This is a genomic window from Rhodococcus sp. ENV425 (genome assembly GCF_002887785.1).
GTDB lineage: Bacteria > Actinomycetota > Actinomycetes > Mycobacteriales > Mycobacteriaceae > Rhodococcus > Rhodococcus aetherivorans.
On the sequence record NZ_PCZU01000035.1, the window covers coordinates 1 to 19,023 of the forward strand.

Annotated in this window: 16 protein-coding genes and 1 pseudogene; 10 read left to right on the plus strand and 7 right to left on the minus strand. The window is 68.0% G+C overall.

Going from position 1 to position 19,023, the window contains the following annotated elements; translation table 11 throughout:
- Positions 1-110 precede the first annotated feature (110 nt).
- The 3 genes and pseudogenes from CQZ88_RS02115 to CQZ88_RS02125 form a co-directional block, all read left to right on the plus strand.
- A pseudogene (locus CQZ88_RS02115) lies at positions 111-356 on the plus strand (hypothetical protein); the annotation flags it as partial.
- Positions 357-410: 54 nt separating this feature from the next.
- Positions 411-3,920 carry a bifunctional RecB family nuclease/DEAD/DEAH box helicase gene (locus tag CQZ88_RS02120; protein ID WP_102799171.1) on the plus strand — a complete coding sequence of 1,170 codons (3,510 nt, stop codon included), beginning with the start codon at positions 411-413 and terminating at the stop codon, positions 3,918-3,920.
- 503 nt (positions 3,921-4,423) lie between these two features.
- On the plus strand, positions 4,424-5,455 hold the full coding sequence (locus CQZ88_RS02125) for a DUF4268 domain-containing protein (protein ID WP_102799172.1): 1,032 nt from the start codon (positions 4,424-4,426) through the stop codon (positions 5,453-5,455).
- 114 nt (positions 5,456-5,569) lie between these two features.
- Here CQZ88_RS02125 and CQZ88_RS02130 read toward each other — a convergent pair whose 3' ends face one another.
- Positions 5,570-6,631 (minus strand): hypothetical protein, encoded by a 1,062-nt coding sequence (locus CQZ88_RS02130; RefSeq protein WP_102799173.1) that lies wholly within the window; start codon positions 6,629-6,631, stop codon positions 5,570-5,572.
- Between the two features lie 188 nt (positions 6,632-6,819).
- Here CQZ88_RS02130 and CQZ88_RS02135 point away from each other — a divergent pair, with 188 nt between their 5' ends.
- Entirely contained in the window at positions 6,820-7,014 is a 195-nt protein-coding gene (locus CQZ88_RS02135) for a GIY-YIG nuclease family protein (protein WP_102799174.1), read from the plus strand.
- Between the two features lie 61 nt (positions 7,015-7,075).
- Here CQZ88_RS02135 and CQZ88_RS02140 read toward each other — a convergent pair whose 3' ends face one another.
- Together CQZ88_RS02140 and CQZ88_RS02145 are read right to left on the minus strand one after the other, a co-directional pair.
- A complete protein-coding gene (locus CQZ88_RS02140) occupies positions 7,076-8,137 on the minus strand; it encodes a restriction endonuclease (RefSeq protein WP_102799175.1) in 1,062 nt (353 codons plus the stop codon).
- A gap of 95 nt (positions 8,138-8,232) precedes the next feature.
- Positions 8,233-8,973 (minus strand): hypothetical protein, encoded by a 741-nt coding sequence (locus CQZ88_RS02145; protein WP_258008416.1) that lies wholly within the window; start codon positions 8,971-8,973, stop codon positions 8,233-8,235.
- Positions 8,974-9,280: 307 nt separating this feature from the next.
- On the opposite strand from CQZ88_RS02145, the gene CQZ88_RS02150 reads away from it, so the two are divergent.
- From CQZ88_RS02150 to CQZ88_RS02155, 3 genes are all read left to right on the plus strand, one after another.
- The gene (locus tag CQZ88_RS02150; RefSeq protein ID WP_146034236.1) at positions 9,281-9,505 is read left to right on the plus strand and encodes a hypothetical protein; all 225 of its coding nucleotides are present in this window, start codon (positions 9,281-9,283) and stop codon (positions 9,503-9,505) included.
- A 220-nt stretch (positions 9,506-9,725) separates the two neighbouring features.
- A complete protein-coding gene (locus CQZ88_RS30340) occupies positions 9,726-9,869 on the plus strand; it encodes a hypothetical protein (RefSeq protein ID WP_258008417.1) in 144 nt (47 codons plus the stop codon).
- Positions 9,870-9,881: 12 nt separating this feature from the next.
- A complete protein-coding gene (locus CQZ88_RS02155) occupies positions 9,882-10,922 on the plus strand; it encodes a DUF6884 domain-containing protein (protein WP_258008418.1) in 1,041 nt (346 codons plus the stop codon).
- A 253-nt stretch (positions 10,923-11,175) separates the two neighbouring features.
- Here the strand turns inward: CQZ88_RS02155 and CQZ88_RS02160 are convergent, their stop codons facing one another.
- The gene (locus CQZ88_RS02160; protein ID WP_368077774.1) at positions 11,176-11,709 is read right to left on the minus strand and encodes a hypothetical protein; all 534 of its coding nucleotides are present in this window, start codon (positions 11,707-11,709) and stop codon (positions 11,176-11,178) included.
- A gap of 420 nt (positions 11,710-12,129) precedes the next feature.
- Here CQZ88_RS02160 and CQZ88_RS02165 point away from each other — a divergent pair, with 420 nt between their 5' ends.
- The 3 genes from CQZ88_RS02165 (at position 12,130) to CQZ88_RS02175 (ending at position 16,637) form a co-directional block, all read left to right on the plus strand.
- Positions 12,130-13,872, plus strand: a complete 1,743-nt coding sequence (locus tag CQZ88_RS02165; RefSeq protein WP_102799178.1) for a hypothetical protein — start codon at positions 12,130-12,132, stop codon at positions 13,870-13,872.
- Positions 13,873-13,971: 99 nt separating this feature from the next.
- The gene (locus CQZ88_RS29705; protein ID WP_180986927.1) at positions 13,972-14,676 is read left to right on the plus strand and encodes a hypothetical protein; all 705 of its coding nucleotides are present in this window, start codon (positions 13,972-13,974) and stop codon (positions 14,674-14,676) included.
- Positions 14,677-14,915: 239 nt separating this feature from the next.
- Positions 14,916-16,637 (plus strand): hypothetical protein, encoded by a 1,722-nt coding sequence (locus CQZ88_RS02175; RefSeq protein ID WP_102799179.1) that lies wholly within the window; start codon positions 14,916-14,918, stop codon positions 16,635-16,637.
- Positions 16,638-17,271: 634 nt separating this feature from the next.
- On the opposite strand, the gene CQZ88_RS02185 is transcribed toward CQZ88_RS02175, so the two are convergent.
- The 3 genes from CQZ88_RS02185 to CQZ88_RS02195 form a co-directional block, all read right to left on the minus strand.
- On the minus strand, positions 17,272-17,925 hold the full coding sequence (locus tag CQZ88_RS02185; protein ID WP_258008419.1) for a GIY-YIG nuclease family protein: 654 nt from the start codon (positions 17,923-17,925) through the stop codon (positions 17,272-17,274).
- Complete coding sequence (locus tag CQZ88_RS02190) at positions 17,879-18,187, minus strand: transposase family protein (RefSeq protein WP_258008421.1); 309 nt, start codon at positions 18,185-18,187, stop codon at positions 17,879-17,881. Before CQZ88_RS02190 ends, CQZ88_RS02185 begins: the two co-directional genes overlap by 47 nt.
- Positions 18,188-18,415: 228 nt before the next feature.
- Complete coding sequence (locus CQZ88_RS02195) at positions 18,416-18,889, minus strand: hypothetical protein (RefSeq protein WP_102799181.1); 474 nt, start codon at positions 18,887-18,889, stop codon at positions 18,416-18,418.
- Positions 18,890-19,023: the final 134 nt, after the last annotated feature.

Genomic DNA, 19,023 nt, shown 5'->3' on the forward strand with positions numbered 1-19,023 from the left:
GCACAGTGATTACCCGCATATCAAACACACTACCCCCGCCATGCTCGAGGTCTACGCCCGCGAACACGCACCCCTTTTGGGCAACGCGGTCACCAATCTGGGTCTGTAGCGTGAGCGCCTCGACCGAGCGACTCGGTGACTCTCCGGAAACGGTATCGGGCCTGCGGATCGCGGCGCGGTATCGGCACGACTGGGCCCTGTTCGCCGACTGGTGCACCGCCACCGACCAACCCGCGCTCCCCGCGACCCCGGAGGCGCTCGCCCGGTTCCTGCACGAACATCCCGCCGCGCCCGCCACTCAGCGCCGCCGCGTGTCGGCGATCAACACCGTCCACACCCGCCACGGTCACCCGGCAGCATCTGCCATAGTCGAGCGATGGTGACGCGCTGCGGGGCCTGGGGGTAGGGCGATGTTCGTCCTCGATGGTGTCGTGGTGTTCAGCGCCGGTGATCTGGTGCGGGCGGCGGCGTGCGAGTTCGCGGTGATGCGCAATTTGGATGTGGTGTTGGGGCTGCGTGAGGCCCCGGCATCGGTTGCCGATCCCGTGCTCGAGCGGGCAGCGGATTTGGGTCAGGTGCACGAGCGTCGGCACCTGGCCGCGTTCGAGGAGCAGTTCGGTGACGCGGTGGTCACCATAGAGCGACCGCCGATGACTGAATCGGGCATGACGGTATCGGGCCTGGAAGCAGCCGTCCGGGCCACCTGTGAGGCCCTCGCGGCGGGGCGTGAGGTGATCTATCAGGGGGCGTTCTTCGACGGCCGGTTGGTTGGGTTCGCCGATTTCCTCGTCCGGCACGAGGACGGGTATGCGGTGTACGACGCCAAGCTCGCCCGGCACGCCAAGGTGCCGGCGTTGCTGCAGCTGGCCGCCTACGCCGACGCGCTGGGACGCACCGGAGTCGAAGTATCTCAACAGGTGCACCTGCTGCTCGGCGACGGCGGCATGTCCTCCCATCCGGTCGCGGATCTGGTGCCGGTGTACCACCAACGACGCGCCCGCCTGCAGATGATGCTCGACGCCCACCGCGACGCCGGGATCGCGGCGTCCTGGGAGGAGGGGCGGTACGGCGCGTGCGGGCGGTGTGAGGTGTGCGAGCTGGAAGTGGTGGCGGCCCGGGATCTGCTGTTGGTGGCGGGTATGCGGGCGACCCAACGGGCGCGGCTGCTCGACGGCGGGATCCCCACCATCGATGCGCTGGCTACCTGCCCGGCCCCGGTGCCGGGTATCTCGGAGCGGACCTTAACCACGTTGCGGGCCCAGGCGGCGATCCAGCTGCGCCAGGAGCACACCGAGGAGCCGGTGGTGGAGGTGTTCGCCCCGCAGGTGCTGGCCGCGCTGCCCGCCCCGGATCCGGGGGACATCTTCTTCGACTTCGAAGGCGACCCGCTGTGGGCCGAGGACACTGGCACGGACTGGGGGTTGGAGTACCTGTTCGGCGTCGTCGAAGGTCCGGCGTCGGCGCCGCGGTTCCGGCCGTGGTGGGCCCATTCTCGCCGCGAGGAACGCCGGGCGCTGCTCGACTTCCTCGACTACGTCACCGCCCGCCGGCGCGCACACCCCCACTTGCACATCTATCACTATGCCGCCTACGAGAAGACGGCCCTGTTGCGAGTGGCGGGCCGCTACGGGGTGGGGGAGGAGATCGTCGACGAGCTGCTCCGGGCCGGGGTGCTGGTCGATCTGTATCCGATCGTGCGGGCAGCGGTGCGGATCGGTCAGCGGTCCTACGGCCTCAAAGCCCTCGAGCCGCTGTACACCGGGGCCCGCGACGGGCCGGTCACGCACGGGGCCGCCTCCATCGTCGCCTACGCCGACTTCAGCGCGCTGCGCGACGCCGGCAGACTCTCCGAGGCGGAGTCGGTGCTCGCCGACATCGCGGCCTACAACGAGGCCGACTGCCGCTCCACAATGGGCCTGCGGGACTGGCTCCTGGCCCAGGCCATCCGGGTCGGGGTGGCCGGTGACGGCGCACCGACGGTCGATACCGGCGAGCGGGACGAGCCCGGCCCGGACCTGCTCCTGGGGGAAGCGGCGCTGCGCGCCTTCGCTGGCGACGGAATCACGCACCCTCGCAGGGGTGATCAGCAGACGGCGGCATTGATGGCTGCGGCCCTGGGGTATCACCGCCGCGAACACAAACCGTTCTGGTGGGGGCACTTCGATCGGCTCTCACACCCGGTCGACGAATGGGCCGAGACCCGCGACACCCTGATCGCGGCCACCGTGACCCTGCTCAAGGACTGGCACACCGCGACCGCGCGCCAGCGCAAGAAGCGCCGGCACCTCGAGTTGATCGGGGACCTCGCCACCGGCAGCACCCTCCGCACTGGGGACACGGTGTTCCTGCTGTACGAGCCGCCCGTCCCGGCCGGGCTGCGCGATGCCGGCCCCGCCACCCGCGGATACCACCAGGGCGAAATCCTCGAGATGGGCACGCGCCTGGTGGACGGTGTCGTCCGCGACGTCGTCGAGGTCAAGGAAGTGCTCCCCGGCGACGCGGAGTACGCGGCGTTGCCGATGGCGCTCACGCCCGGGCAGCCGATCCCCGCTCGGGCGCTCGAACGGGCCATCGCCTCGGCCGCCGAGCAGATGGGCCGGACGCTGCCGCAGATGCCCCGCACCGCCGCGGTCGACATCCTGCGCCGGATCCCGCCCCGCACCAGGTCCGGGGCGCCTTTGCCGGGTGTGGTTGACGGTGACTACCGTGCGGCGCTCACCGCCGCGGTGCTCGATTTGGATCACTCCTACCTGGCGGTGCAGGGCCCGCCCGGCACCGGCAAGACCTACACCGCCGCCCGCGTCATCGCCGACCTCGTTCTCCGCCACCGCTGGACGGTCGGGGTGGTCGCACAGTCCCATGCGGTCGTCGAGCACCTGCTCGCCGAGATCATCACCGTCGGCGTGCCCGGCAACCGGGTACTCAAGGCCAAGACCAAACGGCAGAACCCACCCTGGACCCCGATCGAGGCGCGCCAGTTCGCGGCGATGCTCGACACCCTCGGCGGGGGAGGGTGTGTCCTGGGCGGTACCGCCTGGGATTTCACCAACCTGAACTGCGTGGACCCGGGGTGTCTGGACCTGCTGGTCGTCGACGAGGCCGGACAGTTCTGCGTGGCCAACACCATCGCCGTGGCCACCGCCGCGCAGAACCTGCTGCTGCTCGGTGACCCGCAGCAACTACCCCAGGTCACCCAGGGGGTGCACCCTGACCCGGTCGAGTCCTCCGTGCTGGACTGGCTCGCCGAGGACCATCCGACCCTGCCGCCGGAGCGCGGCTACTTTCTCGCGCACACCTGGCGGATGCACCCGCATCTGTGCGAGCGAGTCTCGCAGCTGTCCTACGACGGCCGGCTCTACTCCGAGGAGGAGGTGACCCGAACGCGCTCCCTCGACGGTCTGGCCCCGGGTGTGCACACGGTGCTCGTCGAGCACCACGGCAACGCCACCGCCTGCGTGGAAGAAGCCGCCGAGGTGGTTAGTCAGGTGCGGGCGGTGCTCGGGGTCCGGTGGCAGGATCCATCGTCGTTCACCGGAACCCGGGTGCTCGGCGAGGCCGATGTGCTGGTGGTGGCCCCGTACAACGCCCAGGTCCATCTGATCGCGACGCATCTCGCGCGGGCCGGTCTGAGCCGGGTGCAGGTGGGAACGGTGGACCGATTCCAGGGCCGTCAAGCCGCGGTGGTGGTGGTGTCGATGACGGCCTCCGCGGCCGAGGACGTCCCCCGGGGCATGGCGTTTCTGCTCTCCCGCAACCGCCTCAACGTCGCCGTCTCCCGCGCCCAGTGGGCCGCCATCGTGATCCGCTCGCACGCCTTGACCGACTACCTGCCCGCCACACCGCAGGCCCTGGCCGAACTCGGCGCCTTCCTCCGATTGACCAGTAGTGGAGAGGTGCCGCTCGACGCGCTGACCACCTGAATCGCCGAGGCGACGTCGGCGTGGAACAGCAACTACCGCCAGCTCGGGGAGCGTCGAAGGACATCGATACCTTCGGGCCGGATGCGGTACCGCCGGCCGGCGAGGTCCCGGTGTTTTCGCGCACTGCTTGCATTTCGCGTCGAGCAGACAACTGGGCGCCCGTCGGCGTTGCATTTCACGAGATCGACGTAGGCGGCGATACCGAGTCGTTCGCGGGTCTGCAGCACCGGGCATCGGCACAGACGCAGTGCCGGAAAAGCATTGTCGCTGGATCGTCGGCGGGACTGTAGCGCTTCGCCACAAGGGACATGGTGGGCACGACATCCCTGTTGAGCCAAGGCTTTCGCCTCGGCCCGCCCGGCCCGCACCAACTCCGCCAGCGCCGGCTGCTGCAACGATCTCCTGGCGTCCGAGGCAGGGCCGGTCGCTCTCTGTCGGAGGGCAGGCAGGTGCTGGCAGGAAATCGGCAACGGAGACCGGCGTGACTGGCACAATCACGTCATATGGCACTCGACAGCAAGAATCTCGGGCGTCTGCGTCGTGTGGCCGACCCCCGCAGTGTGTGGTCGTCGGAGGCCGGCGATTTCACGCCGTGGTTGGCCGAGAATATCGATGTGCTGGCCCAGGAGCTCGGTATGACGCTGACGGTCGTGACGACCGAGGTTGCGGTCGGCGAGTTCTGGCTCGATATCCAAGCCGAGGACGAGAACGGACGGACTGTAGTCATCGAGAATCAGCTCGAACGCACAGATCACGGGCACCTGGGTCAAAACGTGGTCTATGCGGCCGGGCTCGATGCCACGGCGGTGGTATGGGTCGCCACCAGGTTCCGCGAAGATCACCGCAGTGCTCTGGACTGGCTCAACGAACGCACCGACAACAATGTCGGTTTCTTCGGGGTGGAGGTGAGCGTGGTCCAGATCGGAGACGACGGGCCACGCGCACCCGTTTTCACCGTGGTCTCGCGCCCCAACGACTGGCAGAAGTCGGTGAAGTCCGCCGGCGGAGCCGATGCGGAAACCGCCAACCCGGTCAACACCGTGCGACAGGACTTCTTCGCGGAGGTGTTGACCACGGTGAACGCCCAACGTCCCGGCATCCGCGTCCCTGCTCGGAGCCGGTACAACTGGACAAGCTTCGCCTTCGGCCCGTTCGGCAACTGGGGTCTGTCCATCGCCAACGGCAAACTCCGCATCGAGGCATACCTCGATCTCAAGGACCGAGACGTCACCAAACAATTGTTCGACCAATTCGCCACGGAACGGGCCCACTGGGAAGCCCGAGTAGGGGCCGGAGCGTTTAGTTGGGAACGCTTGGACGACAAACGCGCCTCCCGGATCTCGCTCTACCACCCCCTCGATCTCGACGACGAACAGCAACGTCAAGAAGCCGAGGAGTGGGCCGTCACCACCTTGATCGCCATGTACGACGCCCTCAACGAGCCTCTCCGCAGCGCCGCCAACACCGTCCGTGCGTCCGCCATCACGAGGGAAGACTTCGCCGACGTTCCCACCCGGGAAGTTCCCCTGCCGTAACGGACCGAACGAGCATGCCCGCGTCGGTGCGGCAAATACCACGGCCCGCGCTTTTCGCAGCCGACATTCGAGTGTCGGGACCCGAGGCCAGCAGCGCTTTTTCTTGTCACCGCTTCAGTGGGTCGGCCGATCAGCATCCATCCTGGCGTCCTGGTCGTTGATCTGCCGGGCGCAGCGCAGAACGATCGGCCACAGCTGCTCCAGGTCGAGGTCGGCAACCGCGAATCCCTTCATGCTGGACCGGTGGTCCTGTCCGACCAGCCGCGCGAGTTCGGCGAAGCCGGGGTGGTGGCGCACGGCCTCGTATTGTCGCCAGTTCCCGTACGCCATGAGCCGGCCCGCCTTGTTGATCCACAGTTGGAGCGGCGCGTACCGCAACCCATAGGGGTGCAGGAAGATACCGCCGTAGGGGCGGTTGCCGAACCACAGATCATCGTGTGTGCCCGTCTTCTCGTCGATCGCCTCGAGCAGAGCGAAGAGCCGCTCGGCGAGCTCGTGGTCCGACGGCGAGGCCAGAGCGTCGAGGAAAGTGCCCTTGGTCCAGGTGGTGGGCTGTCCCGAGGCTCGGGCCTTGACCGCGGCGATTTCCCCACCGTAGGTCGAGGGCACAAGGATCTCGAGGTCGCCGTGTCGGGCGTAGGCCAGTTGCAGGGCCGTGACCCGCACCTCGTCCCGGGTGATCCGATTGAGGTACTCGACCAGCCGCCGCAGATCGGCGTCGATCTGATCGACCGCCAGACACAGGTGGATCAGCCCGTCGGCGAGGTTGCGGTCCAGTTGCGCGTCGCCGCCCTCCCCGAGGGAACTCAGGTCGACGCCGCGTTGCCGGGACCATTGCTCGCGAAACGCCGCGGACCCGTCCCGCCAGATCGCCGAGGCGTAGTCGAGGACTTGACCGATGACCAACCGGCGTCGTTCGGAGTTCGACGCCAGTTTGCATTCGACGATGGTGATGTCCCCGTCGGGACCGACGATGCACACATCGGCCGGGCCGGCGGAGGTCGGCAGCTCCCGCACGGTCACCGCGCCGTCGGGCACACCGGGCACGTGCTGGGGTGCGGCGGCGATGATCGACTGCAGATGGTCTTCGTTGTCGTAGGCGGTCATCTCCGGCGACTCCCATGCCCCACCGCCGGCGTGGCGCACCAGCAGCGCCCGCTCCGCATCGTCGGTCACCGTTGCCCCCTTTGTTCGGTGAGCAGTCTCTGACTGCCCGTGCCTTCACCGTCGGTATGCCCGGACGGCCGCGTTCTACCCCTCCCTGATGGACGTCCTCGACGGGCTCGATCTAGCCGCGACGATCGCCACGCTCAGCTGGGCTACTAATGCAGACGGAGGGTATCCGACGTATCGCACCGACTGGGGTGCTGCTGCCCGAGGACGAGGTGCGCCTGACCGGCTGGATGCGCACCCATCTGCGCCTGTCCTGGTGCGAGCATCCAACCCCGCGGCAGGTCGAGCCCGCCGTCGTCGCCGCGTGGGCCCCGCCGCTGAACCTCGACCACACCATCGGCGGTGTGCGGGAGCTGGTCGAGACCGCCCACAACACCGGCGGCTGACCATCCGGACCCCTTGTTGGCGCGGAGGGGATCCGCCTGACGCCAAGGAGAGTGTCGGGTGTCAATCGTCGAGGTTGCTGAGCATCCACACCTGTTTCAGCGGTAGGAGGGTTTGGATGTCCGACGGCAGCCGGGCGTAGTTGCGCAGCACGGCGTCGACTACGTCGGCGGCCTCCCACACCCGGATCCGCAATCGGTGGTGGCGCATCTGCTCACGGGCCGGGCGGGTCAGCCCGTCCCAGGCCACCAGCAGCCCCTGATCGGCGCCCTGAGTGGACATCACTCCCTGCAGTTGCGAGACCACCGGCGCCCCAACCTGCCCGCCGGATTTGACCTGCACCAGCAAGGTGGGAGTGTCCAGGCCCAGCGGGCCGCGGCCGGCGGTGATGTCGATGCCGCCGTCCGGACCCGGTGGGGACATGTCGCATCGGAAGCCTTCGGCCTCGAGCACGGCGGTGACCAGGCGGGCCAGCTCGTGGCCGGTGAAATCCTCGCCTATCCGGGTGAGGATCTGATCGGTGGCGGCCTGCTCGAAATCGGTGCTCAACTCCGGGGAATCGACCGAGCCGTCGGTCTCGGTTACCGGCGCGGCGCCGGCGCGACGCGGCACGGGCAACGCTTCGACCGCGCCGGGGTCGGTGCCGTGGGCGAGCAGGTGCTCGAGGCGGGCGACGGCGTTGTTCTTGCTGGGAGCGAACACGGTGAGCACGCTGCCGAGGGTGTAGAGCAGGTCCTGTTTGACCGCCGATCGGGGCAGGTCGGTGCGCTGCCAGTCCACCGCGACCACGTGCCGCAGCGCCGGCGGGTTTTCGCTCAGGTAACGGTAGCCTGCGGTGACCCGCCCCAGCGCGAGCTGTTTGGTGGTCTTCATCGGCATCACCAGCACATCCCCGGGTGCGATGCGTCCGCGCAGGGCCCACAGCTGCGCGACGGCGTTCTGCACCCGGCTCCTGCTTTCTCCGCCGAGGACGGACTCGACAACCGTAGCGACCTCGGTCCGGGTGGTGCATGCGGTCAGGTCCGGGATCTCCTCCCAGCCCCCACCGGAGCAGCCCTGCGTCAGAGCCACCTGATCGCGTTCCCCGAGCTTGCCCGAGCGCACCACCCATGCTGCTGCCGTCACGGCTGCCACGGTATCGAGGTGCCGGGCCTCGGCCGCACAGGGACATGGTGTGGATACCCCCGATACCGAGTTGTGCCGGTGGCGTTGGGTCCTCGTCAGAGCCGAGGGAGCTTTTGTCCGGCCTGCCAGAGGGCGTGGTCGATCTCCCAGGCCGTGATCTGCCGAGGCTGGCTCTCGTCCTGGTTGAGAACTGCGGCGATCGCGGTGACGAGGCGGCGGGCGGTGGCGGGTCCGACGTCGGCGCCGTGGTGGCGTAGCCAGCGCAGCACCATCCGGTCGGGTTTGATCAGCTCGTCGTCACCGATCAGCATCCACAGGTAGTCACGCCGAATGGCATGGGCGCCGTCGCCCGGGACCCGGCGCAGGTCGGCGTCGACGACCGCGAGCCGGTCCGGATCGGCGAGCACGTGTCGGGCGTCGGCGAGGGTGTCGATGTGGTGCTCGCGCAGGATGTCGGCGTAGCGTACGGCGGCGTCGGCCTTGTAGATCCCGCCGCGGGTGGAAGTGCGGTGCTCGGTGGTCACCGCCCGCAGCGCGTCGGCAGTGGCGAACCGGTCCCGGAATACGGTGAGCGGGATCGGGTCCTCCATGAGTGCGGTGGCGGCCGGCACGGTCGGGCGCGCGACGCCGAATTCGCTCGCGACTTTGGTGACGACCGGGGCGACGACCTGGTGATAGCGCAGGCCGATGCTCCACACCGCATCGAGGACACACAGGCTCAGGCTCACCCAGCGACGGGGCCGGGGCTGTGGATCCAACGCAGCCACCTGCGCGGCCAGGTGCTGCACCAGAGCCGGATCGACCGAGCCCGGCTCCGGGATGTCGGTGGCGACCAAGGCCGAGCTCCTTCCCTCTCGACGGCTGTCTTCCCAGTCGTACCCGACCGGTGTTCGGTGCGCGCTGCGACACGCCTCATCCGCCACACGGGTATGGACCGGCCGATCGACGCATCCGACAGGTCCGCTCGTGGCCCTTGGCGAGGCCGGTCGGCCGGATCCGGGAAGAGTCCGCAGCGATCGAGTGTGATCGGCGACCATGCTTCGGCTCCGATGCCGGAAGAGGGCCACGGCGTGATGCAGACCGTAAAGATCGTCGGCGGCGAGGCGGCACTGTTTCCTGGCTGCGGTGGACAACAATCAGTTGATGACGACGCGCACGATCACGGTCGAGCTCGAGTTTCCCGACACCGAGACAAACCTCGACGACAGGTACGCGGATGCGGCCAACGCGATCTGGACGATACTCAAAGCCATAGCTGAGCCCGACCGCTTCGAGTTCCAAGTGCACCACGACGGCTCTCACTCGACTCTCGGTGACGAACTGAACGCCCGCTGGGCCGAGTACGGCCGAGACGTCCGCTGGGAGTAGGTTTCGCGCTCGGAGGCGCCCGTCGTCGAGCTGGAACAGCGTCGTTAGCTCATGGTGCCCATGAGACGGTGACCGAGCCAGCCGCATCAGACGGACCGGACACCCAGCGCAGGCACACCCACGGCCGCGGGCCGGTGCGCGCGAGGTGATAGACATTGGCGCTGTGGCGCAGTGGGATTCTCTGATCGACCGACTTGAGGCAGCCGGCCGGTCGGTTCGGGTGAGCTGGCAGGACCTCGACACCCTCGTCGGGGGGCTGCCGCCGTCGGCGTCGAAGCACCGCGCCTGGTGGTCCGGGGACCGCCCGCATGTGCACGCCTGGCGCTCGGCCGGCTTCACCCTCGCCAACCTGCGGATGGGATAGGAGGTCACGTTCGTGCGCGAGCCCGCGGACGAGGACCGCGCCGGCACAACCGAGCGGGTCGGCTCGATACAGAGCACCTCGGCAGCCGCCGCGCAGGCTCCCGGCGGCACCGGCCGGGCCGATCTGCTGCTCGTCACGTGCGTCAAGTCGAAACTCAAGGTTCCGGCGGCGGCGAAGGATCTGTACGTCTCGGCGTTGTTTACTCGCCAGCGGGCCTACGCCGAGAGCCGGGGACTGCCGTGGTTCATCCTCTCCGCCGAGCACGGGTTGGTGGCACCGGAGGAGTGGCTCGCTCCGTACGAGCGGTACCTGCCGGACACCCCCGCCGCCTATCGCGCCGCCTGGGGGCGGTGGGTGGCCGAGCGCCTGGACCTGCTGGGCGGTCCGCTGCCAGGCACGGTCGTCGAGATCCACGCCGGAGCGCCCTATGTGCAGGCGCTGTCCCCCCATCTGGTCGCCAAGGGTGCCAGTGTGGTGACGCCCCTCGACGGCTTGAGCTTGGGGCAGCGGCTCGGGTGGTACGCCGCGCACGGTGCCGTCCCCGCAGCGCCGGCCGCGCAGGGGCACAGCGAGCCCGCCGATGTGGACACCGCCTCGGTCGTCGCCCTGCTGCGCGACACCTCCCGTGCGCTCACTCCGGCCGAGTTTCTCGCCTCTGCCGGCGAGGGGTGGAAGACGCCGGGTCTGTACAGCTGGTGGGTCGACGCCGCCGGCGCAGCGGATCTCACCGCAGGACTCGGTGTTCCTGTCTCTCCGGGGCTGATCTACGCGGGCCTGGCCGGTGCGACGCGCTGGCCGAGCGGGAAACGGTCGACCAACACGTTGTGGTCGCGCATCGCCGGGATGCACCTGGGTGGCAGGCACGAGTTCTCCACCTTCCGGCGCACCCTCGGCGCGGTCCTCGCCCACGCCGACGGCAGCGCGCACATCGACGAGGACGCCCTTACCGCGTGGATGACCCGACACCTGACGGTGGTGGCTATCGCCTCCGACGACGCCGATACCCTCGGACAGCTCGAGGCGAGGTACTGGCGAGCCTCGATCCGCCGCTGAACCTGCAGGGCATGGCCGCGACACCGATTCGGTCCCGACTGACCGAACTCCGCCGCCCCCACCGGTGACGCCTGGATCCCGACGCGGCCGCCGCGGCACCAGGGTCTGCGACCCACGGCGGTCCGGCACCCTCATGGCCCACCGACCCTCCGCTACGCCGGCGTCCGGCGCGCTGGCAGGGTGCCCCCATCCGGTAACGATCACCGGCCCGGATCGCCCGGGCGGGAGTCCCGCTTCTCCTCGGGTGCCGGTATCAGCGAGCTCTGCGCCGGGTCGTGCCGTGGTCGAACAACCAGCGCTCGAGCACATCGGTGCCTGATCCTTGTTGTTCGAGCGCGTACTCGTCCGCCCAGCGGGCCAGCAGTGCGGTGTAGCGACGGTAGGTCTGCGCCGGCCATCCACCCCGGGTGCCGAGCGAGGTCCAGCCGGCCCGGTGCAGGGCGGTGGCCACCCGGCTGTCGAGGATCAGGCTCGGCTGCGTCGGGGCGCCGGCCCCGGCGAAGTACAAGAACTTGGTGAAGAACGCCGGACCGAGGAACGGGATCAGGGTGCGGTTGCCCGGATACAGCAGCGCATAGGTCTTTTCCGGATCGGTGCGTGAGAGTCCGGCTGCCGTTGTCAGGGCCTCCGCGTACCGGTCCGCGTCGGCGGCCGCTGCGCGCATGCGCCGGTGCACCTGCCGACGCCGCGATCCGGTTCCCCAGCCGTGGACAGCCACACCAACAGCCACACCGCCGCCGGCTCGGACAGGTCCGCGGCCGCGGCGAACACCTGACCGCGGGAACACCGAACGCCACCAAGGAGTCGTCCCACCACTGCAGATCCACCGCTATCGCCTGCTCGATCACCGCGTGCCGGCGGTCGACACCTGCGGTGCTCAGCCACCGTCGGCAGTCCGCAGACAGCGCAAGGGCGGTGGTGTCGGCCCGGGCGGTGGGTGTCATGGGTGTCAGCATCGCCGATTCCGACGCGGGTGCCGGTCACGACCCGGGGCGGCGAACCGCGACCCACTATCCGACAGCCACCGCCGATGTGGAGGCTTCAGAAGCACGGATGTCCGAGGATTCTGACGAGAATGAGAAATCTCGTGGCGGCAAGGCTTTGGGACACCGCGGTTCCTTGCGATGTACGAGTGAGGGCTTCGGCGACAACCTGCACGCAGGCGTGCATCCATCGATGGCAGTTGTCTGGCCGTACGATCCCCGGCATGGGTACAGCACAGGCGGTCGTGATCGTGCGGGGGCGTCTTCAACTGGTGCTCGGGGACGAAGTCGGGGTCACCGCGCGTGAGGTGTCGGTCGACGGCGAGCGAATCCGACTCGGCTCCGCCGATCTCCAGCTCGCCGCGCGCGTACTGAGGGACAACGGCGTCGAGCCTGTCGACTTCGACGCGTTGGTGGTCGTCTCGACCGACCATGAGACCAGTGTTTCCTCCGGCGGTGTAGACGAGGAGGTGACCGTCGAGATTCTCGGTGTGCCCGACGGGCCGCTGACCGCCCTGCGCACTCTCGATCCGAGCGTCTCGGTGGCGATGCTGGCCGAGGCGGCCGCCGCGGCGTGGCAGCAACGGTTGTCCGATGCCGCCGACGCCGCTGGACCGGTGACGAGCGCGGACGTCGAGGTCATCGGGCCGATCGCCATTCCCGGTGCGCCCACACTGACCGAACTGAGATCCGAACGACGGCGCCTGCTGGCGAAGGAAGCCAGCGGGCGCACCCCGACCGGGGCGGATCCTCAGGTGTCGGCTGTGCTCGACGAGGTGATCGCGGACCTGCGGGCCGCCGTCCGGTTCGGGGCAGCCGGCCTCGTCGATACGCCGGACGACCAGGTCGCGAAAGGCCTGGCGTCCGCGGCGGCCGAGGGGAGCTGGGTGTCACGCCTGCGGCTGCTGCTGGCTGCCCAGGAGATCGCCGCCATCGAACTGGTGCTGGCGTCTCGCACCCTGGGCCGGCCGGGTTCCGGGCCTCTCTCGCCGGGGGAACGGATTCTGGGCCGGCTCGACGCGGAACGCGACGCCACCGACGACCTGGTATCGATCCTGGCCGATCTTCGCGATCGGCTGCCCACGGAGCCGACGAGCCGTGCGCAACGCCTGCTGCGCAAGAGTCTGCTCGAGGACGCTCGGTCCGTGCGGGGGGCGGTCGATGCGTACCTGTCGGTGACGCAGAGCCCGGCGTCTGCCGCGGACGAGTCGATCACCTGGGACGACGCCCTCGCCGCGCTCGGAGCGCTCGACGAGGCGAGCGCCCACGGTCGCGCGCTCGCCGTGCCGATGTCGAGAACCTTCGATGACGACGGGACCGACGTCGAGCCGAGCATCGAGGAGATTGCGGCGTTGCTGGGGGAAATTTTCGCCCGGCAGCTTCCCGCGTCGAGGACGCTGGTCGACGAGTTGGGGCGCCGACATCCCGGTGAGAAGGCGGACGCGTTGATCGGGCGGGTGAAGCGGCAAGCGATCGCCGATCTCGGCAAGACCGATCCAGAAGGCGATTCGACTCCTGTTCTCGAGACGGTCGCGGCCTTGGCCATGTCGATCGCCTTGCTCCGTGGGATCGAGCCGCATTCGGAGGCGGAATTCGCTGCGATGGGACGTAGGATTCTCGATCGCACGCAGGGGATTTCCGAGATGCGGAACCGTGCCGGCCAGGCGATCCCGCTCGCGGTCGCCGGATTCGAACGAGTTGCTCATCAGATGCAGCCGGTCCTCGTCGAGGCGCTGTTTCGTGCGATGGCGATGGCGGCCCCGAGCGGTGCCGGTGCGGCGCGGGACTTCTACAAGAACACCCGATCCACCGTCTGGCGGGCACGGCACAAGCGAGGTATCGCAGCGGCGGCGGCCGCAGGTGCGGGACACGCGGTCCGTCAAGCGTTGAATGCCGGGGCCGCACGGCTGCTGGTGAGGGAGGTCGATCGGGCCCTCGCGGCACCGAAGCGCTCCGTCTCCCAGTAACGGGTGGGACGCAGGATAGGCGTGCCATGATGTCGCATCGACTGCACCAGGGACCACCCGATGCGGGCCCTCTGACAGTCGCAGGAAGGATTTGCAGCAATGGTGTTCGAGGTCAAAGCCACTCACCGGCAGACATCGACGGGATTCGCCGCGTGTGAAGTCCACCCCGATGTCTTCGTCGACGAATGGGGTCGGGTCTTCGCGACCGCCGAGTCCCTGGTGGAGGACGCGGGCACCGTCGCGATACAGGAGATCCGTCCGGAGGACGACGACCATATCTTCGTCGTCGACGACGACGCGATCGAGTGCGCGGTCGCCTGGATCGAGGTGTTGTCCGGATGGCAGACGGAACGGCTGCTGGAACAGCGAATCCAGCGTCGGTGGGCTACTTCCTCCGAGACCGTTCCGCGTATACGTGTCGACGTCGACCGGGCATCGCCGCGAGGTGACAGGAGGACCGTAGCGTTCGACGTGCGGGCCTCGCATCGATTGCCCTCCGGAGGGAAGCTGGCCTGCGAGCTCTACCCCGACGTGTTCGTCACCCAGCGCAGCAGAGGGGTGTTGTCCCGATTGGCCGGCATGGCGATGCAACAGCCCGGCGACATCGTCGACGCACTGCCCGACAACACGCAGGAGTGGTTCCGCGTCCACGGTCTCGAACACGCGGCCAGCTGGGTGGGGACCATCGCGGGATTTCAGGATGACTTCTGGCGCAAGCACCACGGAAGCAGAGAAACCTTCGACCGATCGCCGGTCGGGCCGATGGGCCCTTCGTGCCCGCCGCGTCGTCGGCTGGCCCCGTGAACAGCGCCCCGGCGGACTCGGCGGCAGCAGACGGCGTGCCGTGTGCGGAATCGGACTGGACGGGTAACGGCATGGACACCGAGAGCGAGGAACCCCGGTTGCTTATCGCAGAGCTCCCCGAACAGATCGGGCTGCAGGTGTATGCGATGTTCTGTGCCGGTTGGCCGATACGGACACGGATGCGAGCGGCCGGTGGCCGAACATGCCTCGAGGTTCGTGCCTGTTCCCCAGTCGGGGGTGTGGACGACGCGCACGTCAGGCTCGTCCACGACGTACGGTGGGGTGTGGACGAGACGTCGACCGGGCTGGTGTCCCCAGCCGGTGCGATGTCGGTGCGAGGCAGCGCGGCGGTACTCGAGCACGTATACAGCCATGTGCCGGCCTGGTTGGTTCCCGAGCTCGGCTCCGAGCCCCCCACAGGAGTCGTCGATCTGCACGACCGTCTCGCCGACATCGACGATCCCGTCCTCGACGAGCTGGCCGGGCGGTACGAGTCCGTGGTCGCAACCATGTACTGCGCGTTCGGGACGGGATGGGACACCGTCATGGACCTCGCGTCCCACGGCGGTAGCGCAAGGATCGAGATCTCGACGCGCATACCGAGCGATCTGAGCGGGGGCTTCCTGCAGTACGTCGGCGAAGTGCTGGACATCGATATCCGGGACATGCGCATGCACTGGATGTTTCGAGACAACAGGTGGCAACTCGACACCGCGCAGACCGGATTCGCCGGCGCCGATGGGACGGTCGACGCCGTCGGCCTCGATACCCTCCGCGAGGTGATGGAGACCGCGGCGGCGAACTGCGCCTGGGGTCTTGCCGACATCTCGAAACAGTGGCATTCCGGTGGTGCCGCGACCCCGCCGTCGGCGCTTCCTGCCGTTCCACTGGCACCGGAGCCGCCGCCGAATCCGGAGGTGATTGCCGCTCGAGCGCACCGGATCGAGGTGTGGGCTGCCGAGAACGGGTTCGGCGCCCCGGTGGAACCGACCCCGGTGGCGGTCATCCGGCATCTCGACCAGGCCGGTGCCGGTCGCGTCGGCTACTACATCCTCGAATTCACCGACGGTCAGTGCTATATCGGTGAATCGATCGATCTTCCCGAACGGCTCAAGCAGCATCGAGGCCGCTATCACGACATCCACCGGATCCGGGTGCGGCCCGATACCGCGGCAACCCGGTCGCAGCAGGGCAAACGCCACCTCCGGCTGCGCGAGAAGTCGCTGATCCACCGAGCGCAACACGCGGGACTGCTCGCCCGCAACATCAACGAGATGGCCACGATGATCGGGGCGAGCAAACACCTCGACCAGCTGATCTCTCCCGACGAACAACGCAGCTGGCTGGATGCCCCCGATGTCGCCAACACCCATGACACCACCCCCCGCACGAGCTTCCCGGCGGAACGATTGGCCCGCACCGCCGCCAACTACCGGCACTTTCGTACCCGTTCCGATGTCGACCAGATCACCCGGATCGTCGGCAACTATCTGACGCGCTGTGTGCCCTATCCCGCGCGGACAGAGCATCATTGCTGGGTGATCAGTTGCCTGACCCCACCCGGCAAACGCAGCGGGCGGATGTCGTGTCTGTCGATCGCGATGACCGAAACGTTGGTGATCTATCAGGACCGAGGCACGCCGGCGGCGGGAAAGATCCAGGTCAACGAAGCGGAACTGTTCCCCACCCCTCTTGCCGTGCGCGAATTCTTCCGCCGGCATCCGACGACAGGATGGTCCGAGGTGGAGTACCAGGAATCGGGGCCCGGGCAGCTGTTCCTCTACGCCGAGACCCTCGACGCCCTCGAACGACTCCTCGACGACGTCGCGGTGACCCGAGCAGCCGCCACCACGGCACTGCACATCATGCGCAAAGGTACGTCCATGCATCGCAAAGTTCACTGTCCGCAACTTGCCGGCGCCGCCTTCGACGCCAGTCATGAGGTGAACGGACCTGCCTGATCGATCGAGTTGCCGACCGCACTATCCATCACCTGTGGCGCCCGCACGCCAGGTGCACGCCGGTGACCCCGCCCCGGTCGGGGAGTCACCGCAGAACCGCGGAAGGCAACACCTCGTCGACCCCGATGCCGGTGGCCCCCGGCCGGCCCCGCAGTCCGGGCAGCCGTTGTCGACGATCCCGACATCGGGGGTTGGCACCGGGCGCAGTGCCGCTGCTCGCGGACCGGACCGTCACCGTCGAGGTGCAGCCAGACGATGTCGAGGTCGCCGAGGTGCGGGATCGCCTCGCCGCGTCGACGGGACGGTATCCGCAGGTCTGGCACACGAGTCGGTCCTCCCATCGGGGCCGTGTCGGACACTGTCGCACCGGGCGGAACCGGCGCAGGTCCCGGTGGAGCCGCAGCGGTGACCGGATCGGCGGGTCGCGGCGGGAGATGCCGATACAGCGTCGAGCAGGTCAGCCCGATCTTGGTGACGATCTCGGCGATGGGAGCGCCGCCGCCCCGCAGCTGTGCAAACGACGCAAATTGCTCTTCTCGCGAACAGGTACAGATACGAGCGGCACAGGGGCGTATCTGCTACGTCGTAGCAGACCTCGATGGGCTGCCCGGAGGAGTGCACTATCCATCTCCTCTTACGGGTACTTTCCCCCGGCGCCGGGGTTCGGGAGGACAGGCAGAGCGCGGGCGTGAACCCGGGCCGCGCTGCGAACCTCACGCATCCGAGCGTGAAACCCGCAATGATCGTTGCCGTCCAGGTTGAGAGGGACGACGAGCTTCCCGAACAGTCGAGATTCCAGCTCCCACGGAGCTTCGTCGACGACCCATCCGACACGAGCATGCTCATGCATCCACCGCGACAGTTCCCGCTCTCCGACACCGAAGTGCAGACGGTCGCCAGATCCGAACCGTCGGAGTTCAATCCCGAGCGTGGACGCCAGCAAAGATCCGAGACTCAACCGGAGCGTCGACCCGGCAGCGTTACCCGTGTAGTGGGTAGTGATCCGGGAACGAAGAGACTGACTGCTCGCTACCCGTCCGTTCCGCGGGGGCGCTTTGGGACTGATGCCGACATACAGAAGCATCGACCCGTCACGCTCGATGCAGCCGGTCGCGTCGAGATCGCCGGGCAGCTCGTCGAACCACCATGCGTAGACCCCACCGGCCTTCGGCACCGGAGTACCACGCGAGATCGCCACCTCGCGGGCCACAGGCTCTGCCGACAGAATCCGCTTGAGGTCGTCACGCCCCGGCGTGTGCGCATCGACGACGCCCGCGGTGTTGCTCATGAGGTGATCGTGACATACCGACCCGACAGGCATACCCGGCGCTCCAAACCGAAGAGCCGGGGCAGGTTCCTCCGGTCTGCGAATTCAAGGTCCGGCGACCGCATTCGGCGGACGGGCACAGGAACCGACGTACTCGCAGTACCAAGCGGCTGGCCCGGTTACCGATCGACGCGTCGGCGAGGGTGCGGTCGTATCGACTGTGGATCCGCCGCGACACACTTTCACACTCCGGACACGATGCGGACTGCGCCAGCGGGGACACCCGGATGCGGATCCCTGCCGCGGTTGCGTCGACGGAATCGATCGCGACTCCCGTCAGGTGCGGAAGCAAAACGCGCAGGTCACAGCAGCTCGTAGAACACCAGCAAGATCATCTCCTGTGCGCCTCTTTCCGCCCCTGAACGACACGCGCGGACCAAGTGCCGTCACGGAAATTGGGCCAGAACCAGTATTCAGTTGCCGTTGACACCGGTGGTGCGGTAGGCCAAGGCTATCCTGCTCCGCCCAGCAGGTGGGTAGTCACCGCATCCCAGTTGGGGAATTCGGTACTGCCAAATTTGACCAGTTCACCCGTGAAGTCCTTCGCGCCATTGTGGTCACGGTCGTCGACCAGGAAGTCTCCGTGATTGAGATTCTTGTGGTGCGACAGGATCAATCGCTTGTAGGCGACGGAGTGCGGGTCGGTGCCGAAGTGCTTCTGCACCCAAAGCAGTTTGTCCGACCACGCTGACGGGTTTTTCCACGGTGCGGTCGAGAGTATGTACGCATCGAAGTGTGCTGCCAGCTGGGTGAATGCTTCGATCGCACCGTCGATGGGGTCCATCAGCGCGAAGATCCCCGGAGCCTCGTCGTAGCGGTCCTGGTACTCCTGGAAATCGGCAGCGCCGAGGCGATCGATGCCGGACCTGAAGTGAACCAGCGTGTTGTCGAGGTCGACGTAGAGGATCTTTCGACGATCAGCCACGTCCCGACAATACCGGCGGGCGGCATACAGCGCTGTGCGCTGCTTGCGCCACTCGACATCGCCGTCGCGAACACGGCCGCACCCACCACAGTCTTCATTGCCACTACACCGCAACTCCCCCACCGCGCATTACC